Origin of the sequence: Mycobacterium sp., assembly GCF_049673265.1 — a bacterium.
In the GTDB taxonomy this organism is placed as follows: domain Bacteria; phylum Actinomycetota; class Actinomycetes; order Mycobacteriales; family Mycobacteriaceae; genus Mycobacterium.
On the sequence record NZ_JBATXN010000034.1, the window covers coordinates 1 to 25,294 of the forward strand.

Consider the following 25,294-nt stretch of genomic DNA (forward strand, 5'->3'; position numbering starts at 1 on the left):
ACCAAAGCAAGACACCAAAAACTGGCATCAAAAAACCACGTCCCAACACGGGGCGTCGAAACGCGGCAAAAAAACAACAACAAAAACAAAACCACCAAACACACTATTGAGTTCTCAAACAACACCCGTGAACAGGCAACCCTGCCACTATACTCCGCGGCACAGGGGTGGTCAACTCGCCGCCGAACCGCGCAGGATCGACGAGAGTCGTTATGTCGCAACTATTCTACGCGCTCGATCTCCGCTCCGAGACTGCTCAGATTTTCCACGAACAGCGGATAGCCACGGTCGATGTGAAACACGTCGTGCACCTCGGTGTCGCCGTCGGCCACCAGCCCGGCCAGCACCAGGCCAGCGCCGGCCCGGATATCCGATGACCATACGGGCGCACTCGACAGTTGCGGCAGCCCTCGCACGACGGCGTGGTGCCCGTCGGTGCGAGCGTCGGCGCCAAGGCGGATCATCTCCTCGACAAATCGGAACCGTGCCTCAAATACGTTCTCGGTAATCATCGATGTGCCGTCGGCAATCGAAGCCAGGCCAATCGCCATCGGCTGCAGATCTGTCGGGAACCCGGGGAACGGCAGCGTTGCGACATTGACGGCCTTCGGGCGCTCGTACTGCGTCACCCGGAAGCTGTCGTCGGTCTGGGTGACCGTGGCGCCCACGTCGTGCAATTTGTGCAAGACAACTTGGAGGTGCGCCGGATCGATCCCGGTCACCGTGATGTCACCGCGGGTCATCGCCGCGGCGATGCCCCAGGTGGCCGCCACAATCCGGTCGCCAATGACGCGATGCTCGGTCGGATACAGCCGCGGGACACCGGTGATCGTCATCGTGGGCAAGCCCGCGCCTTCGACCTGAGCACCCATCTGGTTCAACATCGTGCATAGGTCCACAACGTCGGGTTCGCGCGCGGCATTGTGAATCGTGGTCACGCCTTCTGCCAGCACCGCGGCCATCAGGATGTTCTCGGTGGCTCCGACCGACGGAAACTCCAGCTGAATCTCCGCGCCCCGCAAGGCATCTGCCTGGGCGACGACACAGCCGTGCTCGATATTGCAGACAGCTCCCAATTGCCGCAGCCCGGCCTGATGCATATCCAGCGGACGTGACCCGATGGCGTCACCGCCCGGCAGTGCGACTTTTGCTCGCTTGCATCGCCCGACCAGGGGGCCGAGGACGCAGACCGAGGCTCGGAACTGGCGGACTGCGGCAAAGTCTGCGTCGTACTTCGGCTCGTCCGGGGAGGTGATGCGTACGGTTGCGCCCGACAGTTCGACCGTGGCACCCAGGCCCCTCAGCACCTCGGCCATCAGCGGAACGTCCAGAATGTCGGGGCAGTTGGTGATCGTGCTGGTGCCTTCGGCGAGAAGGGCGGCAGCCATCAACTTGAGAACGCTGTTCTTCGCCCCGCCAACAGCGACTTTGCCCGACAACCGGCTGCCACCGGTCACAACGAATCGCTCGGCCACTCGGGTTAGTTTAGTGAAGCGGTTTCGCCCTGTCAGTGGGCATGGCGGTCCGAGCGGTACGGTTTTTAGTCATGGCGGTACACCTGACTCGCATCTATACCCGCACCGGCGACGACGGCACGACGGGCTTAAGCGATTTCTCGCGGGTCTCCAAGAACGACGCGCGGTTGGTGGCCTACGCCGACTGCGACGAAGCCAACTCGGCGATCGGTGTGGCGATCGCGCTAGGACACCCGACGCAACAACTGACAGACGTCCTACGGCAAATCCAGAACGACCTGTTTGATGCCGGCGCGGATCTCTCGACTCCAGTTGTGGAGAATCCCAAGCATCCTCCGTTGCGCATCACGCAGTCATACGTCGATCGACTCGAGACGTGGTGTGACGAGTTCAACGAGGGCCTGCCAGCGCTGAACTCCTTTGTGCTCCCCGGTGGCTCACCACTTTCGGCACTGCTGCATGTCGCTCGCACCGCGGTGCGACGTGCGGAGCGTTCGGCGTGGTCTGCGATCGAACAGCACCCTTCGGATGTCAGCCCGCTACCCGCTAAGTACCTAAACCGGTTGTCCGACTTGTTGTTTATCTTGTGCCGGCTGGCCAACCCTGGCGGCGACGTGCTGTGGCAACCGGGCGGCGGCGGGGCCAGCCAGCCGGAGAAGTAAAGCTGAAGATCAGATGCTGCGGCGGCGCGCGCGCGGCGAGGGACGTGACTCCAGCCAAGACTGGAAAGCGGTCAAAGCGCCGCGTTCCAGGGCGATTTCATAACCCGCCCTGCGCTCTTGCATCGTGTCGCGCAGTTCCAACACGATGATCTCTTCCGTCATGATGTCGAATTCGTCACCGCGTGGCGAACGCCGCGACACGATCTCCACACCTCGCCTGTTGAGCCGGCGATCCGGCCATAGCCGAACACTGGACAATCGGTAGAAGGCGGCATCACCACCCCGGTAGCGGATCACGCCGTGCCGCCAACCATGGCCCCCGACAGCGGGGATGTCCCGCATGATCGCCGCGGTCCCGCCCTGACGCAGCTTCCACAAGCGATAACTCAAGGCTACGACGGCAATTCCCAACACGGCGACGAGCACGACCATGGTAATCATGAGCGTGCTCATCGGCGCGGCCCGCTAGTCGAGCGCGCCGACAGCGCGCAGCCTGGCTCGCCCCCTGGCGGCGACCCGAGGATCGTCTGACTCCGAATCTTGTTTCGCCGTAGACTCGTCGATCTCCGATTCGAACTCCGCGGATTCGGCGAGGATGCTCACGCCCTCCTCGGTCACCGACATAAAACCGCCGTCCACCGCGATGCGCAGATCTTTCTCGCCGTCGCGTTCGACCCGAACCATGGCGTCGTCGACCAGTTGCGCTACCAGTGGGATATGCCTTGGCATGATGCCGATTTCGCCAACGGTCGTGCGGGTGAAGATGAACGTCGCCTCACCCGACCAGATTTTCCGGTCGACGGCCACGATCTCCACTTTCATCTCGGCCATCTCAAACTCGATTCATCACAGCTTGGCGCCGAAGCTTTCGGCCTTCTTCGCCAGGTCGTCCAGGCCGCCGATCAGGAAGAATGCCTGCTCGGGCACGTGGTCGAAGTCGCCCTTGGTGAGCTTGTCGAACGCCTCGATGGTTTCCTTCAGCGGCACGGTGGAACCGGGCTGACCGGTGAACTGTTCGGCCGCCATCATGTTCTGCGACAGGAACCGCTCGATGCGTCGGGCCCGGTTGACCTGTTGCTTGTCTTCTTCGGACAGCTCGTCGATACCCAGAATCGCGATAATGTCTTGTAGATCCTTGTAGCGCTGCAGGATCCGAATCACTTCCTGCGCCACCCGGTAGTGCTCGTCGCCGACCACCGAGGGGTCCAGGATGGTGGAGCTGGATGCCAGCGGGTCCACCGCTGGGAAGATGCCCTTGGAGAACACATTTCGGGAGAGCTCGGTCGTCGCGTCCAGGTGGGCGAACGTCGTCGCCGGCGCCGGGTCGGTGTAGTCGTCGGCGGGCACGTACACGGCTTGCATCGAGGTGATGGACTTGCCACGCGTCGAGGTGATTCGCTCCTGAAGCTCACCCATTTCGTCGGCGAGCGTGGGCTGATATCCCACTGCCGAAGGCATTCGGCCGAGCAGCGTGGACACCTCCGATCCGGCCTGGGTGAATCGGAAGATGTTGTCGATGAACAACAGAACGTCCTGGCCCTGCTCATCGCGGAAGTACTCGGCCATCGTCAAGGCCGACAACGCCACTCGCATACGGGTGCCGGGCGGCTCATCCATCTGACCGAACACCAGCGCGGTGTCCTTGAGCACGTCGGCTTCACCAAGCTCGACCCACAGGTCGTTGCCCTCGCGGGTGCGCTCGCCGACACCGGCGAACACCGAGGTGCCGCCGAAGTTTCGGGCGATCCGGTTGATCATCTCCTGGATCAGAACCGTTTTGCCCACGCCGGCACCGCCGAACAGCGCGATCTTGCCACCGCGCACGTACGGCGTCAGCAGGTCGACAACCTTCAGACCCGTCTCGAGCATCTCGGTGCGCGGTTCCAGCTCGTCGAACGGCGGCGCCTTGCGGTGAATCGGCCAGCGATCGAAGTCTTTTCCGTAGCCTTCTTCATCCAGGCAGCGGCCCAGCGCGTTGAACACGTGGCCCTTGACACCGTCGCCAACCGGCACCGAAATCGAATTCCCGGTGTCGATCACCTCAACGCCGCGAACCAGCCCGTCGGTGGGCTGCATCGAAATCGCGCGGACCAGGTTGTCGCCGAGGTGCTGTGCGACCTCCAACGTCAATGTCTTGGCGAGCGCCTTGAACGTGACGTCAGTGTGCAGAGCATTGAACAGCGCCGGTACCGAGCCACGCGGAAATTCGACGTCGACGACCGGCCCAGTGACCCGTACCACGCGGCCGTTGGTGTCGGTGCCCTTGGAACTCTTGGACTTTTGAGTGGTAGCAGCCATATCTTTTTCGCTTCCTGGTGTGGCTTATCCGGTGGCGTCGGCGAGCGCATTTGCGCCACCGACGATTTCGCTGATTTCTTGGGTGATTTGGGCCTGCCGCTCACGGTTGGCCTGAAGGGTGAGGTCCTTGATGAGATCGTCGGCGTTGTCGCTCGCCGACTTCATTGCCCGTTGGCGCGATGCCAACTCCGATGCAGCCGACTCGAGCAGCGCCAGATATACGCGGGTCGTCAAGTACCGCGGTAACAGCGAGTCGAAAAGCGTCGTCGCATCTGGTTCGAATGAGTACAACGTGTGCGGTTCCCGGTCGTCCTCGACGTACTCGATAACCATCGGCGCAATGCGGTGTGCCTCCGCCGACTGCGACATCATCGACTTGAACTCGGTGTAGACGATGTGCAGTTCGTCGACACCCTCAGGGGCGTCCTGCTCCTGACGTTCATCGTCGTTCTCGACCCCGACCATGAAGGCGTCCACCAGTGTCTCGGCCACCTTGGTCGCATCTTCGTAGCTAGGTCGTTCCGAGAAGCCCGTCCACGACTCGCTGATGTCCCAGTTTCGAAATGAGTAGTAGCCCATTGCTTTACGCCCGACGGTGTAGAGCACCGGCGTCTTGCCGTCTTGCCGCAGCCGCGAAAAGAGCTCTTCGGCTCGGCGAAACGCGCCGGAGTTGTACGCGCCACAAAGCCCACGGTCCGACGAGACCACAAGCACGCCGGCCCGTTTTGGTTCCGGGCGCTCTACCAGCAATGGATGGTCCAGCGCGGCTTCCTCGGCCAGGGTGGTGAGCATGTTGGTGATCTCGTTGGCGTAGGGCCGGGCCTCCTCGAGCCGGGCCTGCGCCTTGCCGATACGCGACGTCGCGATCATTTCCTGTGCCTTGGTGATCTTTTTGATCGACCCGGCGGAGCGGATCCGGCCCCGCAGTTCGCGAAGTGTGGCAGCCATCCTCTATTACTTCTTCTTCTGCTCCGGTGGCGCGGGCTTGTGAACCTGCACAGCTTCTTTCGCCACCTTTTCCTCGTCGAGGGCTTCCACGTGCTCGTCGGGCACCACCGAGCCACCGCCGGTGGCCGCGAAGCCCTTCTTGAAGTCCTTGACCGCTTTGGTCAACTTGTCTTCCGTCTCCTCCGACAGCTTCTGGGATTCCCGGATTTCCGAGAGGATGCCTTCCTCGGCAGCCCGGATGTGGTCGAGGAACTCGGTTTCGAAGCGCCGCACGTCTTCAACTGGGACTGAGTCAAGGTGACCGCCGCTGCCGAGGAAGATCGCGACCACCTGCTCCTCAACCGGCACCGGCTGGTTTTGCGGTTGCTTCAGCAATTCGACCAACCGCTCACCGCGCTCCAACTGCGCCTTGGACGTTGCGTCAAGATCGGAAGCGAACGCCGCGAACGATTCGAGCTCGCGGTACTGCGAGAGATCCAAGCGGAGACTTCCTGCCACCTCTTTCATTGCCTTGATCTGCGCCGCACCACCCACGCGGGAGACCGACACACCAACGTTGATGGCGGGCCGGACACCCTGGTTGAACAGATCGGACTCTAGGAAGCACTGCCCGTCGGTGATGGAGATGACGTTGGTCGGGATGTAGGCCGAGATGTCGTTGGCCTTGGTCTCGATGACGGGCAGCCCAGTCAACGAACCGCCGCCCAGCTCGTCGGACAACTTGGCGCAACGCTCCAGCAGGCGTGAGTGCAAATAGAACACGTCACCGGGATAGGCTTCGCGGCCGGGTGGGCGGCGGAGCAGCAGCGAGATCGCCCGGTAGGCCTCGGCCTGCTTGCTCAGGTCGTCGAACACGATCAACACATGCTTGCCCTGATACATCCAGTGCTTAGCGATGGACGAACCAGTGTATGGCGCAAGCCATTTGAAGCCGGCAGAATCTGATGCAGGCGCGGCGACGATCGTCGTGTAGTCCATCGCGCCGCCCTCTTCCAGCGTGTGGTGCACTGCGGCGATTGTGGTGCCCTTCTGCCCGATGGCCACATATACGCAGCGCACCTGCTTGTCCTCGTCCCCGCTTTCCCAGTTCTGCCGCTGGTTGAGGATGGTGTCGACGCACACTGCGGTCTTGCCGGTCTTGCGGTCGCCGATGATCAGCTGACGCTGTCCGCGCCCAATGGGCGTCATAGCGTCGATGGCCTTGATCCCCGTCTGCAGTGGCTCTTTGACGCCCTGGCGCTGCACCACCGAGGGGGCCTGGATTTCCAGCGCCCGACGTTCGTCGGACTCGATGTCACCGCGGCCGTCGATCGGCTGGCCGAGAGGGTTGACCACCCGACCGAGGAACCCGTCGCCAACCGGCACCGACAGCACGTCGCCGGTGCGCTTGACCTGCTGGCTCTGTTCGATTTTCTCAAAGTCACCCAGGATCACCGCGCCGACGCTGTGCTCATCGAGGTTGAGCGCCACTCCCAAAACCCCGCCGGGGAATTCAAGAAGCTCCTGGGTCATCACGGACGGTAGGCCCTCGACGTGCGCGATACCGTCGCCGGCGTCGACGACGGTGCCGACCTCCTCCCGCGCGGTGTCGGAGGTAAAGGAGCTAACGTATTCTTCGACCGCGCCCTGAATGTCTTCAGCGGAGATTGTCAACTCTGCCATGGCTTTTCGTTCTTCCTGCTTGTCGATTGTGTTGGCTAGGTGGTGTGTCAGTCTGGCATCTGGTTTTGGGCCGCGACGAGACGAGACGAAAGCGTACCGTCGATGACCTCGTCGCCGACCGAAATTGCGAGCCCGCCGAGCAGCTCTGGTTCGATTTGCATCTGCGCTTTCACCGGATGGCCATAGATCCGGCTTAATACTTGGGCCAAGCGTTCCCGCTGGGCGTCGCTGAGTTCGGCGGCCGCCTTGATGTGTGCGACGACTTCGCCGTGGCGGGCCACGGCCACTTCGGCCAGCGTGAGCGCCGCCACCTCGATCGATTGGCCTCGCAACAACTCGACTGTCTTGGCAAGCAGGTCAAGGGCGACGGGATTGACTCTGGTGCTTGCACTTTGCAGTACGTTGCGCAGCAATTCGACCCGGCTGTCCGCCGGTGCTTGGTAGTCGCCCAGCAATATGGAGAGGCGCGGTTGGGCATCCAGGATGCGGCTGAACCAGAACAACTGGTCCTCGACCTCGTCGATGGTGCCGGCATGTTCGGCGCGCATCAATAAGGCGTGTCGCAATGCAAGCTCGACAGCAGAGACCAGATCGGCGCTGGCCGACCACCGTTGCGAGACGGCCGTTTTGAGGATGTCGAGCGCGTGCTCTCCGACTTTGTCGGACACCAGCCGCTCGAGCAGCCGGACCCTGGGTCCTGCATCTTCGGCCGGGACGGTGAGATACCGGGCGACGACCGCCTCGCGGTCCAACAGCGCGGCGACCGAAGTCAATTCGTCCGCGAGGGTCGATAATCCACGGTCGTCTATGCCCTTGGCTACCTCACCGAACCGCTTCATCACGGCGTCCAGCGCTAGGCGGCTAGCCGAACGCATTTTCGCCGCAACCGGGTACTCGACCTCCGCTTTGGAGGGCGCCATCGCGTCCAGGTCGTCGAGAAAGCGGTCGACCGTTGCCGACTGCTGGGCCGAGTCGGCAACATAGCCACGCACCAATTCGCCTGCCCGCCGCACGGATTCGCCACCGAGCTCCTGGCGCAGCTGGCGAATCAGCTGTCCCCGCAGCAGTACAACCTGCTTGGCGCCCTGCGATTTGATCCGCTCGGCTTCACTATCGGCCTGGGCCCGCATTTGTTCACCAATGCGTTTGGCATCTGCCTGGGCTTCTTCGGTGACCCTCTTGGCCTCCGCCTTGGCGTCGTCTACTGCCTTGCTGCGCGCTTGCGTTGCTTCCTCGAGCCGATCGGCAGCAGCTGCGGCCTCGTCCAACTGCTGCCGCACGGTGTTCTGCCGGTTGGCCATCATCGTGCGCACCGGCGGCACGACGTAGCGCCAAACCAGCAACACAATGAGAACGAACCCGACGAACTGCCCGATGAATGTCGACATCTTCGCTACCGCCCCGACCCGGTAGTGGTGACCGAAGTGGTGACCTCGACTCCGAGAATCCGGCTGGCCAATTCGGTGGACATGCCTTCGACGCGAGAGCGCAGATCCGCAGCCACGGCATCGCCCTCCCGTTTGAGTTGCTCAGCCGCGTCCTGCAACGTCGACGAAACCTCTTGCTCAGCGCCGGCGCGCAATTCCTCGAGGTGCTTGCGCCCCTCGGCGCGGGCATCGTCTCGGGCCGCTGAGGCTTTGACCCGAGCTTTCGACATCGCCTTCTCGTAGTCTTCCTGGGCGGCCGCGAATTGCTCGTTCGACTTCTTGTTGTCCGCCAGCGTCTTGGTGACCATATTTTCGCGCTCTTTCAACACCTTCGAGATCGGCGGAACCACGAAGGTGCCGATCACGCCAAGCACGATCAAGAAGATGATCAGCACAACGAAGAAGGTGCCGTTGGGGATGAGGAAGTTGTTACCGCCTCCCTCAGCCAGTACGACAGCGCTCATGTCACCCATCTCAGCTGTTACTTGACCGGGGTGGCAAAGACGAACAGCGCCATGAAGGCCAAGTTGATGAAGTAGGCAGCCTCGACCAGACCAACCGTGATGAAGAACGGGGTGAACAGTCGGCCTTGTGCCTCGGGCTGGCGGGCGATGCCGGAGATCAGCGCGTTACCGGCGATACCGTCACCAATACCGGCGCCGATCGCGCCACCAGCCATGATCAGTCCGCCGCCGATGAGGGCGCCGGCAGCGATTTGCGGGTTCATTGCTTATCCTCCTTGATATTTGGTAGCGGTCTACCAAGTCTGTAGTTGTGTTGGGAACCGGGAGATGTGTGCGGACCTAATCATGTTCCCCTTCCAGCTCCATCGCTTGACTGAAGTACAAGATGGTCAGCAGCGCGAAGATGAACGCTTGAATCGCGCCGACGAATAGGTCGAATGCCTTCCAGATCGCATTCGGCGCCCACAAGATATACGGCGGGAACAGCGCAATCAGCCCGATCAAGATGCCGCCGGCGAACATATTGCCGAAAAGTCGGAGCGACAGCGAGATTGGCTTGGCCAGCTCTTCCACCACGTTGATCGGCGAGAAGATCGCACCGACCCCGGGGGGCAGGGTGTCCCAGACGTGCCCCTTGAGCACCTTGACCGGATACCCAATCGGGCCGCTGCGCCAGATGCCGGAGAGGTGGTAGCAGATGAAGACGAACAACGCCAAGGCCAGCACGTAGTTGATGTCCGCCGCCGGGGGGCCGAACAACTCCTTCGGCGATCCGCCCGTCGAGTGGGTGTACTGCAGCGGCAGCACCGACAACCAGTTCGAGAACAGGATGTACACGAAAAGCGTGACGGCCAGCGGCAACACAAACGGCGCAATTCGCATGCCGATGGCGGTTTCGATCTGATCGCGCATCTGAATAGTGATCGCCTCGAAGAACAACTGCACGCCGTTCGGCACGCCGCTGGAGGTGACCTTGGCGCGAAGGAAGAATGCCAGCCCGATGACGATGACGGCGGCGATCGCAGAGGCCATGATCGTGTCGACGTTGACGGTCAGGCCGAACCAGCGGGCGGTGTCGTGATGGCCGACCTCGATGGCGGCGTCAGCCAGGAGCGCCTTAGTCATCGCTGTTGCCGTTCCCTTCTGCCCCGACGGACTCCGTGCGCAGCTTCTTCCACACCGGTAGCGCGGTCGACACCACCAGCACTACCTGAAATAGCGCAAGACCAAACACCACACCCAAGCCGGCGGGTCGAAATACATAAGCGACGGCCAGTCCGATCACGGTGATGATCAGCAGTCGGGTGGCCGAGTTCATCGCCATTTTCTTCTTCAGCGGGTGCGCATCGGCGGTGATCGCTGCTACGGAGCGCTGCACGCCGAGGGCGTTGAGCAAACCCAGGAGGAGTCCCACGCCGAAGAAAATGCCGACCATCGGATGGCCGAGCGCACCGGCGGCGGCGACCGCGATGGCAGTCAGCGCAACCGAGATCGCGAGCAGACGAATTGGCCGGAACGCAACGGAGGGAAACACCAACGGCGCGTCCTGCGCTGGTGTTGTCACTACTGCACCTCAGTCCTCGCTAGGGGGGAGTTGCCTGGTTGAACGTTGCGTGGCCCGTTGAGCGTATCGGAGGGCAATCACTGCACTCGCATCACCCAAGGGACAACTCCCCTTTGTCGGTCGTACGTCCGACCAATCGGACAGGGATCCGATGGCCGGTGGCCGGCAACCCGCGAGGTTTATTCGGGTTCTACCAGCACCGTACCACATTTCGAGCTACCCTACTACTCCTCGTCGTAGACGTCGTCACGGCGTCGTAGCAGCGGGATCAACGTGGCGATAATCGCGACGGCGATGGCGCCCAGCATCACCGCCGCGGTATCGCGTGGGTTGAAGAAAATTGTGCTCGCGGTGCCGAATGCGACTATGCCTACCCACAAATAGATGATCAGCACCACGCGTCGGTGCGAATGACCGATCTGCAGCAGCCGATGATGCAGGTGCATCTTGTCGGGGGTGAAGGCGCTACGACCCGCCCGGGTACGCCGCACAATCGCCAGCAGCAGGTCGAGCATTGGCACGAACATGACTGCCACGACCAACAGGAACGGCGACAGCAGAGCAAACACATCACGGGCGCCGTAAGCGTTCTGCGAAATCGGGCCCGCGGCCGTTGTCGACGCGGCGGCCAGCATCAGGCCGATGAGCATCGAACCGGAATCTCCCATGAAGATCTTTGCTGGATGGAAGTTGTGCGGCAGAAAGCCGAGGCACGCCCCGGCCAGCACCACTGAAATGACCGCCGGCGGGTAGAACAGGACGTCGCCGCCGTGATCGCGCAGCAGGCCGACCGAGAACATGCAAATCGCCAGAGCGGTGATCAACCCGAGCCCGGCGGCCAGCCCGTCGAGACCGTCGACGAAGTTCATCGCGTTGACGATCGACACGGTCAGGGCCAGCGTGAGCAGGATCGAGGAGGCTTGGTCCAACACGATGGTGCCGACGCCGCCCAACGGAATGTAGAGGACGCTCCAGGCCACGCCCATGGTGACCAGCACGCTGGCCGCGGTGATCTGACCGGCGAACTTCGTCAGCGCATCCAGACCCCAGCGATCATCGATCAGGCCGATGCCCATGATCACCGCGCCGGACACCAGCACCGCGGGCATGCCCGAGGAGTAGACGAAACCGCGTGTCAAAGCGGGCAGCTGCGATGCGAGAAACACCGCGGCGATGACGCCTAGATACATCGCCAGGCCCCCCATCCGCGGCGTCGGCGTCACATGCACATCGCGTTCGCGTGGATACGCCACCGCGCCGAGCCGGGTCGCCAGCAGGCGCACCGGTCCCGTCGCGAAGTAGGTGATGATCGCGGCAGTGAGCCCGACGAGCGCCAGCTCACGCAACGGAACGCCGGCGCCACGGTCGGATAGCGCGAGCAGACCGCCGGCCAGGTTGTTCTGCACCACGTCTGTATTCAATTGCCGCGCGGGTCAGTCGGTCAAACTCGCGGCGTCCAAGCCGAGCACCGCGGCGATACTTTCTGCGCTGATCGGTCCGGGTCGAAGGATGCGTGGTTGGGCATCGGTGAGGTCGAGGATGGTCGAGGCTGCCTGCTGTGCGGAAGGACCGGCGTCGAGGTACACCTCGACGAGGTCGCCGAGCTGCTCGCGCGCGTCGTCGGCGTTGACAGCCGGCGGACGACCGGAGATGTTGGCGCTGGATACCGCCATCGGCCCGACCTCACGCAGCAGCGCGATGGCTACCGGATGCAGCGGCATCCGCAGCATTACCGTTCCGCGGGCATCGCCGAGGTCCCACAGCAGCGACGGCGCCTGCCGGACCACCAGGCTCAGCGCGCCCGGCCAGAACGCACGAATCAGATCACGCGTTGCCTGGGGCACCATCAGGGCAAGCCCCTCGATGGTGTGCCAGGAGCCAACCAGCACCGGCACCGGCATGTCGCGTCCGCGCCTCTTCGCCGAAAGCAGTGCGGCCACTGCCGCGCTGTCGAAAGCGTCGGCGCCGATGCCGTAGACGGTGTCCGTCGGAAGAACTACCAGCCGACCGTTTTTGACGGCGCCGACGGCCGATTCGATTCCGCGGGAACGCTGTTCGGGATCGGCGCAGTCGAATACGTCACTCACGAGTCGCTCCGGCGTGCCGTGACGAATCTCGGTCGTCCGGTCAGATCTGTTCTGGCGACGACGCCATCGAAAAGTCCTGTGCTGCTGACCAGTTCAGATGTCTGCAGTGATGTGGTGTCGTCGTGCTCGACGGCGAAGAAGCCGCCCGGACGCAACCAGCGGCCGGCCAGCCCGATGATCGCGGGGATCACCGCCATCCCGTCCGGGCCTGCAAACACGGCGTGCGCCGGATCATAGTGAGAGACTTCAGGTTCGAGCTCAACGGCTTCAGGCACGTACGGCGGGTTGGCCACCAGGAGGTCGACTTGCCCGTCGAGTTGGGCGAGCAAGTGCGGGTCGGTGGCGTCAGCGCGCAGCAACTCGATCGCGGTTCCTACCGAGTTTTTGCGAGCGTAGTCAAGGGCGGCGTCGGAGTCATCGATTCCGAGTACCCGAGCTGCCGGCCAGCGCTGTGCCAATACGAGCGCCAGCGCGCCCGAACCGGTGCAGACGTCGACGATCACCGGTGCTTCCGGAAGACACTGCGCGGTGGCCCATTCCAGCATGGCCTCGGTCTCCGGGCGCGGGATGAAGACGCCGGGTCCGACGAACAGCGTCAGCGGCCCGAAAGCTGCTGTGCCGGTGAGGTGCTGCAGCGGCACTCGGCGCGACCGCGCCGCGACCGCAGCGTGGTAGCGGTCGAAGAACGCGTCGTCGGGCGAATCGATCAGTGGCAGCCGTCCCCGCTCGGTGCCGGTGAAGTGCGCGGCCAACTCCTCGGCGTCGAAGCGCGCGGAGTTGATTCCAACGTCTGCGAGCTGCGTCGTAGCCGAGTCGATCGCGCACCGCAGTCGAGTCGTCATGCCTGCTGCAGCCGGGATTGCCGATCGGCGACGCTCAGAGCGTCGAATAGCGCCTCAAGGTCACCGTCGAGGACCTGGTCGAGATTGTGCGCCTTGTAACCGATGCGGTGGTCGGTGACCCGATTCTCGGGGAAGTTGTAGGTGCGGATGCGTTCGCTGCGGTCCACCGTGCGGATCTGGCTGGCACGATCGGCCGACGCGTCGGCCAGTGCCTGCTCCTCGGCCATCGCCTGCAGCCGAGCGGCCAGCACCTGCAAGGCTCGCGTCTTGTTCTGCAGCTGCGAGCGTTCGTTTTGGCACGTGACGACAATTCCGGTGGGCAGGTGGGTAATTCGTACCGCCGAGTCGGTGGTGTTGACGCCCTGACCACCCTTGCCGGACGATCGGTAGACGTCGATGCGCAGGTCCGACTCGTCGATCTGTACTTCGCCGACTTCCTCGGGTTCCGGGTAGACCAGCACGCCGGCGGCCGAAGTATGCACGCGGCCTTGGGATTCGGTGACCGGGACGCGCTGTACCCGGTGCACTCCACCCTCGAACTTCATCCGCGACCACACACCATCGGCCGAGTCGCCTTTGCTGGCGATCGTCAGCGTCGCGTCCTTGTAACCACCGAGATCCGAGGTGGTTTCGTCCAATACGGTTACCGTCCAGCCGTGCCGCTCGGCGTAGCGGATGTACATCCTGGCCAGGTCGGCGGCAAAGAGAGCCGATTCTTCGCCGCCCTCACCGGATTTGACCTCGAGCACGATGTCGTCGGCGTCATGCGGGTCGCGCGGCGCCAACATGTCGGTGAGCTGAGTGTCCAGCTCGGCAGCGCGCGTTTCGAGTTCGGCGATTTCATCGACAAACGACGCGTCATCGGCAGCCAGTTCCCGCGCGGTCTCCAGGTCTCCGCGCACCGACTCCAGCTTGCGGTGGGTGGCAACGATCGGCGCCAGTTGTGCAAACCGACGACCGACCTTGCGCGCGTTGGCAGCATTGCTGTGCAGTTCGGGATCGGCCAACTGGCGCTCGAGCTCGGCATGTTCGGCCAGCAGCGCGTCAATCGCCTGCACGCCCTGCGTCATGCTTGTCCTTCCCGCGCTGTCGAATTGCCCGAACGCGAAACGACGCCCGGCCTGGTGCGGTTTCCGCAGCAGATCGGGCGTCGGTCCAAGCTACTTGTCGACCGAAGCCTCTTTGTCGGCACCGGCCTTGCGCTTGCCGTAGCGCCGCTCGAAGCGAGCGACCCGGCCGCCGCTGTCCAGAATCTTCTGCTTACCGGTGTAGAACGGGTGGCACTGCGAGCACACCTCAACCACGATGTGCCCGCTTTCTTTGGTGCTGCGGGTCGTGAAGGTGTTGCCGCAACCGCAGACGACAGTGGTGTCGCCGTATGCCGGATGAATACCAGATTTCATGAGTTCCTCTTCGATTGCAGGCCGCCGGGTCGCCCCAACTAGCTGGACGTGAACCGGAACCTTAACTTCGGCACCTGATTATGCCAGGTCAGCCGCTCTCCCCCTAAACGCGCGCATACGGTTGCGCATTCCCCATGCTAACCGGGACTGACCGGGTTATTCGGCGCGGCCATCGCCGCCCTGCTCGACCACAGCGTAAATGCGGCCGCGCCCGGTCCGGGCCCACAGCAGGCCACCCTCTGGGATAGCGCCGCGGGACCTCAGCTCACGTTTGAGGATCTTATTGGTGGCGGTGGATGGCAAGCCGTCGGTGATCCACACGTGCCGCGGCCATGCCTTCGGCGATAGGTCGGACTGGCCGGCCAGAAATTCGCCGAACTCGCCGGGCGTCAGCTCTGCCCCGTCGACCAGCACCAACGCCGCCATCACCTGGTCGCCGACTTGCTCGTCCGGCACCGCGTACACCGCTACCTGGCTGACCGCCGGCAGCCGTTGCAGGATGCGCTCGATGGGAGCCGTGGTCATATTTTCGCCGTCGACCCGCAGCCACTCCCCGCTGCGCCCGGCGAAGTAGATCCAGCCGTCCGCGTCGCGGTAGGCCAGATCGCCCGACCAGAACATGCCGTGGCGGAGTCGCGCGTCGGTGGCCTCCTGATCGTTGTAGTACCCGGCGAACAGGCCGGCACCCGAGGTGTTGACCAGCTCGCCGATCGCCTCCTCGGCATTGATCAGCGAGCCGTCATCGTCGAAGCGGGCCACCGCACATTCGGCGAGCGTGTCGGGATTGTAGATGCGCACACCGGGAAAGCCCTGGCCCAAAGAGCCAGGCGGGCAGCCATCTTCGCGGGTAATGATGATCGCGCCTTCGGTCGAGCCGAAGCCGTCCCATACCGTGCAGTCGAAACGCCGACTGAACTCGGCGATGTCGCGATCGCTTGCCTCGTTGCCGAACGCAACCCGCAGCGGGTTGTCCCGATCGTCGGGCTGCTCGGGGGTGGCCAGCACGTAGGCCAACGGCTTGCCGACGTAGTTCATATAGGTCGCGCCGTAGCGGCGTAGATCGTGCAGCAAACCGGAGGCGGAGAATGTCGCGGGAACCATCGCCGCACCGGAGCCGACCGCCACGCTCCAGCCGGCGAGCAGCGCGTTGGAGTGAAAGAGCGGCATCGACAGGTAGCAGACGCCGGATGAATCGACCTCGAACCGTTCGATCAGCGTGGAACCGGCGAAAATCACGGTCAGATGGGTGACCCGGACGGCCTTCGGCTCGCCGCTGGTGCCCGAAGTGAAGATCATCATGAAGGTGTCGGTCGGCTCGACCTCGCGATGCGGTACGAGCGACCCGGCTGCCGCCAGCAAACCGGACCACTCATCGGTGGAGGTGTCCAGGACGCGGACCCCGGGCAGATCCAGCCCGTCGAGCAGTGCGCGATGCGCGGGGTCGGTGAGCAGTATCTGGCAGTCGGCCCGCAGGACGTCGTTGGCCAGTGCCGCACCGCGACGGGTGTCGTTGATGCCGCACAGTACGTATCCGCCGAGTGCGGCAGCAGCCATCGCGGTGAGCATTTCGGGGGTGTTGCCCAGCAGTGCACCGACGTGCAGGGGGCGTTTGGGGTCGGCGATACCGATCAGTGCGGCGGCGGCAGTTGAGGCGTCCGCGAGATGATCGCGCCAACTCCATACCCGATCGCCGTATTTCACCGCCGGAGTGGAGTCGCCCACGCGGGTGCGAAGCAGTTGCTGAATGGTCTCCGCCACGGCTGGGACGTTACCGGCGCAGCTTTAGCTGCCTAGTAGGAAGGCCGAAGTAGGTCGACCGCGGTGATGTGTTAACCGATTAGTCGTTGTCCATGCCCGGTGTTGTCTTGGAGACCTGGACCAGGAATTCGTAGTTGGTCTTGGTCTTACGCAGCTGCGACATCAGTAGGTCAATGGCCTGGTGGGAATCCAGACCGGAGAGCACACGACGCAGCTTGTGCACGATGCCGAACTCGTCGGGCGAGAGCAGAAGCTCGTCTTTCCTTGTGCCCGAAGGGTTTACGTCGACGGCGGGGAACACCCGACGTTCAGAGATCTTGCGGTCAAGCTTGAGCTCGGCGTTACCGGTGCCCTTGAACTCCTCGAAGATCACGGTGTCACCGGTGGATCCGGTTTCCACCATCGCGGTCGCGATGATCGTCAACGAGCCGCCCCCTTCGATGTTGCGGGCGGCGCCCAGGAAACGCTTCGGCGGGTACAGCGCAGTGGAGTCGACACCACCGGACAGGATGCGGCCTGAAGCCGGCGACGCGTTGTTGTACGCGCGTCCCAGGCGGGTGATCGAGTCGAGCAACACAACGACGTCCTTACCCTGCTCCACGAGCCGCTTGGCACGCTCGATCGCCAGCTCGGCCACCGAGGTGTGGTCCGACGGCGGCCGGTCGAACGTCGAGGCGATGACCTCGCCCTTGACCGAGCGCGTCATGTCCGTGACCTCCTCAGGACGCTCGTCGACGAGCACGACCATGAGGTGGCATTCCGGGTTGTTCTGGGTGATCGCGTTGGCAATGTCCTGCAGGATCGTCGTCTTACCCGCCTTGGGCGGCGACACGATCAGTGCACGCTGGCCCTTGCCGATCGGCATGATCAGGTCGATGACGCGGGTGGTCAGCCGGTCGGGGGTGGTCTCCAGACGCAGTCGCTGGTTGGGATACAGCGGCGTCAACTTGGTGAAATCAGGCCGCTTCTTGACGTCGTCGACCGGTCCGCCGTTGACGGTGTCCAGACGCACCAACGGGTTGAACTTCTGCCGCTGATTGGGCTGTTCGCCCTCCTTTGGCACCCGCACCGCGCCGGTGATGGCGTCGCCGCGGCGTAATCCGTTCTTACGCACCATGTTCATCGAGACGTAGACGTCGTGGGGGCCGGCAAGGTAACCGGAAGTGCGCACGAACGCGTAATTGTCGAGAACGTCGAGGATCCCGGCGACCGGCTGCACGACGTCGTCGTCACGCAGTTCGGTGTCACCGCCCTCGCCGGGCCGGTCGCCACGACGGCGGCGTTCCCGAAATCGACGCCCTCGGCGGCCGCCGCGGCCGTCACCGTCGTCGTCTTGCTGGTTCGAGCCACCGCGGTTTTGCTGTCCGCCCGAGCCCTGCTGATCTCCGCCCTTGTCGGACTGCTTGTCGGACTTGGCGTCCTGTTGTCGGTCTTGATCGCGCGCAGGCTTGGCAGTGGATTGATCGTTTTTTTCCGACCGGCCCGGCCGCTCGGCGTGGTCGCCGGACTGTTCCTTTTCGCTGGAGTCAGCCCGGGTCGCGTCGTCGGCGGTCGCGGCGGTGTGGTTGGCCGTCTCGGTCACGTGGTTGTGTGATTCGCCGCCGGCACCGCCGCTGGCAGGTGCGCCGTTGGCGTGCCCCTGGCGGCTTTCCCGGATCGCAGCGATCAGTTCGTTCTTTCGCATCCCAGAGGTGCCTTTGACGCCGGCTCGATTGGCCAGCGCGCGCAGTTCGGGAAGCACCATGGCGGACAACGAACCGTCCGACGCACTGGGGCTGGCGTCCGTCGCCGACCCGGATGTCTCGGAGTCAGCGGAAGTGTCTGGTGTCACGGAATTGGACAGCTTGTTGTCTTCAGTGCTGTCGCCAGCCGTAACGAGGTCCGTTTCAGTCACGGATTTCCTTTCTTCCCTGGCCGATCGAATCAAGCCAGGGGTTCGTTGCATTCAGCTAGATCGCCGAGTGCTACCAACAATCGACTCTGCAACGGTGATCGCCCGGAGTGGCGGTTTAAATGGCGAACCATCGTCCACGAGAAGAATTTGGTGTGTTCGTCCTAGTGTTAACGCAGATGCAGATGCTGCGATTGCTGGACGGCTCCGAGGATAACCTGCTTCGATGCCGGAAGCAAGAAGCCCCTCCCGCGTGCCGGTGGACCTCATCTGCGGACGGCCACTCCGGAACTCCAGCGGACCCCGTCGCCGGCCACCATTTCGCTGACCGCAAACCCGTTTGCGGCGGCGTACTCCAAGGCCTCGGCCGGCAACTGGGGAGCCGTACTCAGCGCGATCACCGCCGGACCAGCGCCGGATAGCACAGCTGCCACCTTGCAACGACGCAAAAGTCGAAGGTATTCCGCCGAAGCGGGCATCGCGTGCGCGCGCTGTGGCTGGTGGAGCACGTCCTCGGTGGCGGCCATCAGCAGGTCAGGTCGTTCAGTGAGCGCCACCACCAGCAGCGCTGTGCGGCTGAGATTGAACCGGGCGTCGTCGTGGCTAACCTGGGCTGGAAGCAGCACCCGCGCCTCCGCGGTCGACGAGCGTTGCTCGGGAATGGCGGGGAACAGGTGAATATCGGGATGTAACCGGAGCGGCACCGCCGAGAAGCTGGGCTGGTCGCCGCTGCGGTCTGTCCACGACACCACGGCGCCACCCAACACCGAAGCCGCGGCGTTGTCGGGGTGCCCTTCGAATTCCGACGCCAACTGGATTAGCTGGTCCTGAGCCAAGGGAGTCAAACCCGCTTGTCCGACAAGCCCATTGACTGCGGCGAGGCCGCCGACCACCGCTGCGGCCGACGAGCCGAGGCCCCGCGAGTGCGGAATGGCGTTTCGACACTGCACTTTCAAGCCGGGCGCACTAACGCCGGCCGCCCGTAGTCCAGATTCGACCGCGCGAACCACCAAATGGCCTGAGCCGAGCGCCAATTCCCCGGCACCTTCGCCATCGACTTCGACGATCAGGCCGGAATCGGTTGTTTCGACGATAATTTCGTCGTAAACATTCAGCGCCAATCCCATGCTGTCGAAGCCCGGGCCAAGGTTAGCGCTGGACGCCGCGACGACCGAACTGGCCAGCAGGCCGGCCGGCAGCATCTGCGCCACTAGACGAGCCCCAGCTTCGCGACGACGGCGACGGGGTCGACGGGCACCGGCGACACGGTCGGCATGTCGCGCAGCGCGGTGTCGGGGTCCTTGAGGCCGTTTCCGGTCACGGTGCAGACGACGGTCGATCCCGGGGCGACCCAGCCGTCCTCGACGGCCTTGAGAAGACCGGCGATGCTCGCCGCCGACGCTGGTTCCACGAAGACGCCCTCGGTGGCGGCCACCAGGTGATATGCGGCCAGGATCTCGTCATCGGTGGCGGCCAGGAACCGCCCCTTGGACTGTTGTTGGGCCTCGACGGCCGATGCCCACGACGCCGGTGAGCCGATGCGGATGGCGGTGGCGATGGTCTCAGGGTGACGCACCGGTTCGCCGAACACCAACGGCGCTGCGCCGGCCGCCTGGGTTCCCAGCATCCGCGGCAGCTTGTCGATTACTCCGTCGGCGTGATACTCGGTGTAGCCCTTCCAATACGCCGTGATATTGCCTGCGTTGCCGACCGGCAACGCGTGCACGTCCGGCGCGACGCCTAGGACGTCGACGATCTCGAACGCCGCCGTCTTCTGGCCCTCGATGCGCACCGGGTTGACCGAATTGACCAACGAGATCGTCGGGAAATCGGCGACGATCTTGCGGGCGAGTTCCAGGCAGTCGTCGAAGTTACCGTCGATCTGGATGATCTTGGCGCCGTGCATCACGGCCTGTGCCAGCTTGCCCATCGCGATCTTGCCCTGCGGGATGAGCACCGCGCAGGTGATGCCGGCACGAGACGCATAGGCTGCAGCCGACGCCGAGGTGTTGCCCGTCGAGGCGCACAGTACCGCCTGCTGGCCGCGGGCCACCGCGTCAGTGACGGCCATCGTCATGCCGCGGTCCTTGAATGAGCCGGTGGGATTGAGGCCCTCCACCTTGAGATGGACGGCGCATCCGGTCTTCGCAGAGAGCTTGGTTGCCGGTATCAGCGGGGTGCCGCCCTCGAGCAGGGTGACCGGCGCCCAGTCGTCGCCGACCGGCAGCCGATCCCGGTAGGCCGCGATCACGCCCGGCCACGGCTGATGGGTGCTGGTCTTAGCGGCGCTTGCCGAACTCATTCGCTGGTTCCTTCCAGCCGCAGGACGCTGGTCACGTCCTGTACCACGTCGAGGTCGGCCAGCGCGTCGACGGTTTCCGACAGCGCGGCATCGGTGGCGCTGTGTGTGACTACCACGATGCGGGCGCCCACCCGTTGTCCACTCTCCCCTACCACGCCTTCCTGGCGAACTTCGGCGATGCTGACTTCCCTCTTGGCGAATTCCGCTGCGACCGAAGACAATACGCCCGGTTTGTCGGCCACGTTCATGCTCACATAGTAGCGGGTCGGGATGAAACCCATTGGCGCGATAGCGAGTTGGGCGTACTTAGATTCCTTTGGCCCACGGCTGCCCAGCACCCGGTTGCGGGCAGCCATCACCAGATCCCCCGTCACCGCTGACGCAGTCGGTGCTCCGCCGGCTCCCTGACCGTAGAACATCAGCCGGCCCGCGGCTTCGGCCTCGACCACCACGGCGTTGAATGCGCCGTTGACCGTTGCTAGCGGATGCGATAACGGCACCAGCGCAGGGTAGACCCGAGCCGAAACCCGCTGCTGCCCATCGTCGGTAATGATTCGTTCACAGATCGACAGCAGTTTGATCGTGCAGCCTAGGGCCCGCGCGGACACGAAGTCGTCCGGAGTGATCTCCGTAATGCCCTCGCGGTAGACGTCGTCGGCGGTCACCCGGGTGTGGAATGCGATCGACGCCAGGATCGCGGCTTTGGCCGCCGCGTCATAACCTTCCACATCCGCGGTGGGATCGGCCTCGGCGTAGCCGAGCGCGCTCGCGTCGGCCAACGCGGCGTCGTAGTCGGCACCGGTGCTGTCCATCTCGGAGAGGATGTAATTGGTGGTGCCGTTGACGATCCCGGCCACCCGCTGCACGGTGTCGCCGGCCAGCGATTGGGTCAGCGGCCGGATCACCGGGATCGCACCGGCGACAGCTGCCTCGAAATACAGGTCCACATTGGCGCTTTCGGCAGCTTGCGCGAGCTCTCCGGTGGCGACTGACAGCAGGGCCTTGTTCGCCGTGACGACGGATTTGCCATGCTCTAGCGCGGACAGGATCGCCTTGCGCGACGGCTCGACCGGCCCCATCACTTCGACGACGACGTCGACGTCATCGCGGGAGACAAGTTCTTCGATGTTGTCGGTAAGCAGATCGATCGGCACACCGCGGTCAGCGGTTACCCGCCGCACGCCTATGCCGCGCAGCGCGAGCGGCGCGCCGATTCGGGCGGCGAGGTCGTCAGCACTGTCCTCGATGATGCGAACAACTTCACTGCCCACATTGCCCAGTCCCAATACCGCTACACCGACTGGCTTTTCACTTGCGTTCACGCGCCTCACCTCACCTCCAGGCTCAAAAGATCGTCGACGGTCTCTCTGCGCAAGATCAGACGAGCCTGCCCGTCGCGCACCGCCACCACCGCAGGCCGGCCAATCAGGTTGTACCGGCTCGACAGCGAGTAGCAGTAGGCGCCGGTGGCGGCCACCGCAATCAGGTCGCCCGGGGCTACATCGTCGGGTACCCAGGTATCCCGAACGACGATATCGCCGCTCTCACAGTGCTTTCCAACGACACGCGCCAGCGTCGGAGCCGCGTCGGTAGCCCTGGAGACCAGTCGAACGTCGTATTCGGCACCGTAGAGCGATGTGCGGATGTTGTCGCTCATTCCGCCGTCCACACTCACGTAGCGGCGATTCGCGGACGCGCTCACCCCCACGTCTTTGACGGTGCCGACCTGATACAGCGTGATGGTGCCCGGCCCGGCGATGGCACGACCGGGTTCAACCACCAGCCGGGGAACCGGCAGGCCCACGGCCGCGGATTCGTTGCGCACGATGGATCCGAGCTTGTCGGCAAGTTCGCCCACTGGCGGCGGATCGTCGTTCGGTAGATACGAGATGCCCAGGCCGCCACCGAGATCGATGGTGGAGATCTGCGCCGTCTTGTCGACCCCGAACGCGGCGACGATATCGCGCAGCAGGCCGATCACCCGGTGCGCGGCCAGTTCGAAACCGGCGACGTCGAAGATCTGCGACCCAATGTGACTGTGCAGACCCACCAATCGGAGGTGGTCGGTGGCGAACACTCGTCGTACCGCGGCCATCGCAGCGCCATTGACCAGCGACAGGCCGAACTTTTGGTCTTCGTGGGCGGTGGAGATGAACTCGTGGGTGTGGGCTTCGACGCCGACCGTGACGCGGATCAGCACATCCTGGACGACGCCGGCCTCACCGGCGACGGCATCGAGGCGCTCGATCTCGGTCATCGAATCCACCACCACGTGACCGATCCCGGCCTTGACCGCGGCGGTCAGCTCGGCCACTGATTTGTTGTTGCCGTGCAGCGCAATCCGCTCGGGCGGGAAGTTCGCATGCAGCGCGACCACTAGCTCACCGCCGGTGCAGACATCAAGCGAGAGGCCTTCCTCGTCGATCCACCGCGCAATTTCGCTGCACAGGAAAGCCTTGGCGGCGTAGTGCACGTTGGAGCCGCCGCCGAATGCGGCGGCGATCTCGCGACACCGCGATCGAAAGTCGTCTTCGTCGACGACGAAAAGCGGCGTGCCGTACTCGTGCGCCAGCCGGTTCAGCGCGACACCGGCAATGCTAACGATCCCATCATCACCGCGAAGCACGTTGCGCGGCCAGACATTCGGTGCCAGCTCCAAGAGTTCCTGCGTCGTCTGCGGGCACGGTGGAACGCCGCCGTGATGGAATTCCTCGGCGTGACGCGGTCCGGCTGGATGCGCGTTCACATTCGCTCCGGAGCGCGGACACCCAGGATGGCCAATCCGTTGGCGATCACCTGGCGGGTCGCCTGGCACAGCGCCAGACGCGCGGCGTGCAGGTCGTTGGGCTCTTCGTCGCCCTGCGGCAACACCCGGCACGAGTCGTAAAACCTGTGATAGTCGCCGGCGAGGTCTTCAAGGTAGCGGCACACTCGGTGCGGTTCGCGCAGGGATGCGGCGGTTTTCAAAACGCGCGGGAACTCGCCGAGATTACGGACCAGCGTGCCTTCCTTGTCGTAGCTGAGCAACTCCAGGTGGCCGGTGTCGGGGATCAGACCCAGTTCGGCGGCGTTACGGGCCAGCGCGGAGAGCCGGGCATGCGCGTATTGCACGTAGTAGACCGGGTTTTCGTTGGACGCAGACGACCACAACGCCAGGTCGATGTCGATCGGGGTGTCCACCGAGGAGCGGATCAGGCTGTAACGAGCAGCGTCGACGCCAATCGCCTCGACCAGGTCGTCAAGCGTGATCACGGTGCCGGCCCGCTTGCTCATCTTGACCGGCAAGCCGTCGCGGACCAGGTTGACCATTTGCCCGATCAGCACCTCGACGGTGGCCGGGTCGTCGCCGAAGGCGGCCGCGGCGGCCTTCAGCCGGGAGATGTAGCCGTGGTGATCGGCGCCGAGCATGTAGATGCACAGGTCGAAGCCGCGTTCCCGCTTGTCCAGGTAATAGGCGAGATCGCCGGCGATGTAAGCCGGTTTGCCGTCGCTCTTGATCACGACGCGGTCCTTGTCGTCGCCAAAAGCGCTGGTGCGCAACCAGGTTGCGCCGTCCTTCTCGTAGATGTTGCCGTTCTCGCGAAGCCGGGCGATCGCCTGCTCAACCCGGCCGCTGTTGTGCATCGACTCTTCGTGGGTGTAGACATCGAAGTCGGTGCCGAAGTCGTGCAGCGACGACTTGATGTGCGCGAACATCAAGTCGACACCGATCTTCCGGAACGTTTCGTGCTGCTCGGCGTCGGGCTGGCTCAGCGCGTCGGGCGCTTGCTGCAAAATTTGCACGGCAATGTCGGCGATGTAGCTGCCCGCATAGCCGTCTTCCGGGGTGGGTTCGCCTTTGGCCGCGGCGATCAGCGAGTTGGTGAACCGGTCGATTTGGGCGCCGTGGTCGTTGAAGTAGTACTCGCGTACCACGTTGGCGCCCTGCGTCGACAGCAACCGGCCGAGTGCGTCGCCGACGGCGGCCCAGCGGGTGCCACCGATGTGGATCGGCCCGGTCGGGTTGGCCGACACGAATTCCAGGTTGATGTTGTGTCCGGCCTGGGTGCCGGAGTTGCCATAGGTGTGGCCCGCGTCGATGACGTTGTTGATAATGACGCCCTGCGCCGAGGCGTCCAGCCGCAGGTTGATGAAACCGGGGCCGGCCACCTCCGCCGAGGCGATGCCGTCGGCCTGGGCCAGCGCCTCGGCGAGCCACCCGGCCAGCTCACGGGGACTGATGCCGACCTTCTTCCCGAGCTGCAGCGCCAAGTTGCTGGCGTAGTCGCCGTGCTCGGGGTTGCGGGGCCGCTCGACGGGGACCACCGGTGGCAGCGCGGCGCTGTCGAGCGCATGCTCAGTCAGCACCGCGGTCGCGGTGACCTTGAGCAGCTCGGCCAGGTCGGCGGGGTTCACGCAGGCCATCCTATTGGCTGAGGTCCCCCGCCCCCGAATCGATTCCGATGCTCGGGCGGCGGCTGTCATGCGTTAGTCTGTCGTGGCCCGTTGGCGCAGCACTTCTCGCGTGCGCC

At 64.0% G+C, this 25,294-nt stretch carries 24 protein-coding genes; 1 reads left to right on the top strand and 23 read right to left on the bottom strand.

The window, feature by feature from the left end:
* Nucleotides 1–221: 221 nt before the first annotated feature.
* Nucleotides 222–1,475, bottom strand: coding sequence for a UDP-N-acetylglucosamine 1-carboxyvinyltransferase (murA, locus tag WBF82_RS00980; protein ID WP_424381240.1), 1,254 nt, complete (start codon nucleotides 1,473–1,475; stop codon nucleotides 222–224).
* 71 nt (nucleotides 1,476–1,546) lie between these two features.
* On the opposite strand from murA, the gene WBF82_RS00985 reads away from it, so the two are divergent.
* Entirely contained in the window at nucleotides 1,547–2,137 is a 591-nt protein-coding gene (locus tag WBF82_RS00985; protein ID WP_424381241.1) for a cob(I)yrinic acid a,c-diamide adenosyltransferase, read from the top strand.
* Nucleotides 2,138–2,146: 9 nt separating this feature from the next.
* Here WBF82_RS00985 and WBF82_RS00990 read toward each other — a convergent pair whose 3' ends face one another.
* From WBF82_RS00990 to argS, 22 genes are all read right to left on the bottom strand, one after another.
* Complete coding sequence (locus WBF82_RS00990; protein ID WP_424381242.1) at nucleotides 2,147–2,590, bottom strand: DUF2550 domain-containing protein; 444 nt, start codon at nucleotides 2,588–2,590, stop codon at nucleotides 2,147–2,149.
* Nucleotides 2,591–2,602: 12 nt separating this feature from the next.
* The gene (locus WBF82_RS00995) at nucleotides 2,603–2,968 is read right to left on the bottom strand and encodes a F0F1 ATP synthase subunit epsilon (protein WP_424381243.1); all 366 of its coding nucleotides are present in this window, start codon (nucleotides 2,966–2,968) and stop codon (nucleotides 2,603–2,605) included.
* A 15-nt stretch (nucleotides 2,969–2,983) separates the two neighbouring features.
* Nucleotides 2,984–4,435 (bottom strand): F0F1 ATP synthase subunit beta, encoded by a 1,452-nt coding sequence (gene atpD, locus WBF82_RS01000; protein ID WP_424381244.1) that lies wholly within the window; start codon nucleotides 4,433–4,435, stop codon nucleotides 2,984–2,986.
* Nucleotides 4,436–4,459: 24 nt separating this feature from the next.
* A complete protein-coding gene (locus tag WBF82_RS01005; protein ID WP_424381245.1) occupies nucleotides 4,460–5,383 on the bottom strand; it encodes a F0F1 ATP synthase subunit gamma in 924 nt (307 codons plus the stop codon).
* 6 nt (nucleotides 5,384–5,389) lie between these two features.
* On the bottom strand, nucleotides 5,390–7,045 hold the full coding sequence (gene atpA / locus WBF82_RS01010) for a F0F1 ATP synthase subunit alpha (protein ID WP_424381246.1): 1,656 nt from the start codon (nucleotides 7,043–7,045) through the stop codon (nucleotides 5,390–5,392).
* 47 nt (nucleotides 7,046–7,092) lie between these two features.
* Nucleotides 7,093–8,433, bottom strand: a complete 1,341-nt coding sequence (locus WBF82_RS01015; RefSeq protein ID WP_424381247.1) for a F0F1 ATP synthase subunit B/delta — start codon at nucleotides 8,431–8,433, stop codon at nucleotides 7,093–7,095.
* A 5-nt stretch (nucleotides 8,434–8,438) separates the two neighbouring features.
* The gene (locus tag WBF82_RS01020) at nucleotides 8,439–8,945 is read right to left on the bottom strand and encodes a F0F1 ATP synthase subunit B (RefSeq protein ID WP_424381248.1); all 507 of its coding nucleotides are present in this window, start codon (nucleotides 8,943–8,945) and stop codon (nucleotides 8,439–8,441) included.
* An 8-nt stretch (nucleotides 8,946–8,953) separates the two neighbouring features.
* On the bottom strand, nucleotides 8,954–9,199 hold the full coding sequence (locus WBF82_RS01025; protein ID WP_424381249.1) for a F0F1 ATP synthase subunit C: 246 nt from the start codon (nucleotides 9,197–9,199) through the stop codon (nucleotides 8,954–8,956).
* Nucleotides 9,200–9,275: 76 nt separating this feature from the next.
* A complete protein-coding gene (atpB, locus tag WBF82_RS01030; protein WP_424381250.1) occupies nucleotides 9,276–10,061 on the bottom strand; it encodes a F0F1 ATP synthase subunit A in 786 nt (261 codons plus the stop codon).
* The gene (locus WBF82_RS01035) at nucleotides 10,054–10,500 is read right to left on the bottom strand and encodes an ATP synthase subunit I (protein ID WP_424381251.1); all 447 of its coding nucleotides are present in this window, start codon (nucleotides 10,498–10,500) and stop codon (nucleotides 10,054–10,056) included. The genes atpB and WBF82_RS01035 overlap by 8 nt, the downstream gene beginning before the upstream one ends.
* Nucleotides 10,501–10,724: 224 nt before the next feature.
* Nucleotides 10,725–11,909: a UDP-N-acetylglucosamine--decaprenyl-phosphate N-acetylglucosaminephosphotransferase gene (gene rfe / locus WBF82_RS01040; RefSeq protein WP_424381252.1), complete on the bottom strand. Its 1,185-nt coding sequence runs from the start codon at nucleotides 11,907–11,909 to the stop codon at nucleotides 10,725–10,727.
* 24 nt (nucleotides 11,910–11,933) lie between these two features.
* Nucleotides 11,934–12,587, bottom strand: a complete 654-nt coding sequence (locus WBF82_RS01045; protein WP_424381253.1) for an L-threonylcarbamoyladenylate synthase — start codon at nucleotides 12,585–12,587, stop codon at nucleotides 11,934–11,936.
* Entirely contained in the window at nucleotides 12,584–13,429 is an 846-nt protein-coding gene (gene prmC / locus WBF82_RS01050) for a peptide chain release factor N(5)-glutamine methyltransferase (RefSeq protein WP_424381254.1), read from the bottom strand. Before prmC ends, WBF82_RS01045 begins: the two co-directional genes overlap by 4 nt.
* Nucleotides 13,426–14,499: a peptide chain release factor 1 gene (gene prfA, locus WBF82_RS01055; protein ID WP_424381255.1), complete on the bottom strand. Its 1,074-nt coding sequence runs from the start codon at nucleotides 14,497–14,499 to the stop codon at nucleotides 13,426–13,428. Before prfA ends, prmC begins: the two co-directional genes overlap by 4 nt.
* A gap of 90 nt (nucleotides 14,500–14,589) precedes the next feature.
* Complete coding sequence (gene rpmE, locus WBF82_RS01060) at nucleotides 14,590–14,832, bottom strand: 50S ribosomal protein L31 (protein WP_424381256.1); 243 nt, start codon at nucleotides 14,830–14,832, stop codon at nucleotides 14,590–14,592.
* A 156-nt stretch (nucleotides 14,833–14,988) separates the two neighbouring features.
* The gene (gene fadD1, locus WBF82_RS01065) at nucleotides 14,989–16,590 is read right to left on the bottom strand and encodes a fatty-acid--CoA ligase FadD1 (RefSeq protein WP_424381257.1); all 1,602 of its coding nucleotides are present in this window, start codon (nucleotides 16,588–16,590) and stop codon (nucleotides 14,989–14,991) included.
* 79 nt (nucleotides 16,591–16,669) lie between these two features.
* On the bottom strand, nucleotides 16,670–18,484 hold the full coding sequence (gene rho / locus WBF82_RS01070) for a transcription termination factor Rho (RefSeq protein ID WP_424381258.1): 1,815 nt from the start codon (nucleotides 18,482–18,484) through the stop codon (nucleotides 16,670–16,672).
* 263 nt (nucleotides 18,485–18,747) lie between these two features.
* Nucleotides 18,748–19,683 carry a homoserine kinase gene (gene thrB, locus WBF82_RS01075; RefSeq protein ID WP_424381262.1) on the bottom strand — a complete coding sequence of 312 codons (936 nt, stop codon included), beginning with the start codon at nucleotides 19,681–19,683 and terminating at the stop codon, nucleotides 18,748–18,750.
* Nucleotides 19,684–19,691: 8 nt separating this feature from the next.
* The gene (gene thrC, locus WBF82_RS01080; RefSeq protein WP_424381259.1) at nucleotides 19,692–20,783 is read right to left on the bottom strand and encodes a threonine synthase; all 1,092 of its coding nucleotides are present in this window, start codon (nucleotides 20,781–20,783) and stop codon (nucleotides 19,692–19,694) included.
* Nucleotides 20,780–22,105 (bottom strand): homoserine dehydrogenase, encoded by a 1,326-nt coding sequence (locus WBF82_RS01085; RefSeq protein WP_424381260.1) that lies wholly within the window; start codon nucleotides 22,103–22,105, stop codon nucleotides 20,780–20,782. Before WBF82_RS01085 ends, thrC begins: the two co-directional genes overlap by 4 nt.
* Before the next feature lie 5 nt (nucleotides 22,106–22,110).
* Nucleotides 22,111–23,442: a diaminopimelate decarboxylase gene (gene lysA, locus WBF82_RS01090; protein WP_424381263.1), complete on the bottom strand. Its 1,332-nt coding sequence runs from the start codon at nucleotides 23,440–23,442 to the stop codon at nucleotides 22,111–22,113.
* A gap of 83 nt (nucleotides 23,443–23,525) precedes the next feature.
* Entirely contained in the window at nucleotides 23,526–25,178 is a 1,653-nt protein-coding gene (gene argS / locus WBF82_RS01095; RefSeq protein WP_424381261.1) for an arginine--tRNA ligase, read from the bottom strand.
* Between the last annotated feature and the right edge of the window lie 116 nt (nucleotides 25,179–25,294).

Coding starts and splice junctions, on each gene's coding strand:
- WBF82_RS00985 (WP_424381241.1), top strand. CDS start 1,547: ATGGCGGTACACCTGACTCGCATCTATACCCGCACCGGCGACGACGGC.
- WBF82_RS00990 (WP_424381242.1), bottom strand. CDS start 2,590: ATGAGCACGCTCATGATTACCATGGTCGTGCTCGTCGCCGTGTTGGGA.
- WBF82_RS00995 (WP_424381243.1), bottom strand. CDS start 2,968: ATGGCCGAGATGAAAGTGGAGATCGTGGCCGTCGACCGGAAAATCTGG.
- atpD (WP_424381244.1), bottom strand. CDS start 4,435: ATGGCTGCTACCACTCAAAAGTCCAAGAGTTCCAAGGGCACCGACACC.
- WBF82_RS01005 (WP_424381245.1), bottom strand. CDS start 5,383: ATGGCTGCCACACTTCGCGAACTGCGGGGCCGGATCCGCTCCGCCGGG.
- atpA (WP_424381246.1), bottom strand. CDS start 7,045: ATGGCAGAGTTGACAATCTCCGCTGAAGACATTCAGGGCGCGGTCGAA.
- WBF82_RS01015 (WP_424381247.1), bottom strand. CDS start 8,433: ATGTCGACATTCATCGGGCAGTTCGTCGGGTTCGTTCTCATTGTGTTG.
- WBF82_RS01020 (WP_424381248.1), bottom strand. CDS start 8,945: ATGGGTGACATGAGCGCTGTCGTACTGGCTGAGGGAGGCGGTAACAAC.
- WBF82_RS01025 (WP_424381249.1), bottom strand. CDS start 9,199: ATGAACCCGCAAATCGCTGCCGGCGCCCTCATCGGCGGCGGACTGATC.
- atpB (WP_424381250.1), bottom strand. CDS start 10,061: ATGACTAAGGCGCTCCTGGCTGACGCCGCCATCGAGGTCGGCCATCAC.
- prmC (WP_424381254.1), bottom strand. CDS start 13,429: ATGACGACTCGACTGCGGTGCGCGATCGACTCGGCTACGACGCAGCTC.
- prfA (WP_424381255.1), bottom strand. CDS start 14,499: ATGACGCAGGGCGTGCAGGCGATTGACGCGCTGCTGGCCGAACATGCC.
- rpmE (WP_424381256.1), bottom strand. CDS start 14,832: ATGAAATCTGGTATTCATCCGGCATACGGCGACACCACTGTCGTCTGC.
- thrB (WP_424381262.1), bottom strand. CDS start 19,683: ATGCTGCCGGCCGGCCTGCTGGCCAGTTCGGTCGTCGCGGCGTCCAGC.
- thrC (WP_424381259.1), bottom strand. CDS start 20,783: ATGAGTTCGGCAAGCGCCGCTAAGACCAGCACCCATCAGCCGTGGCCG.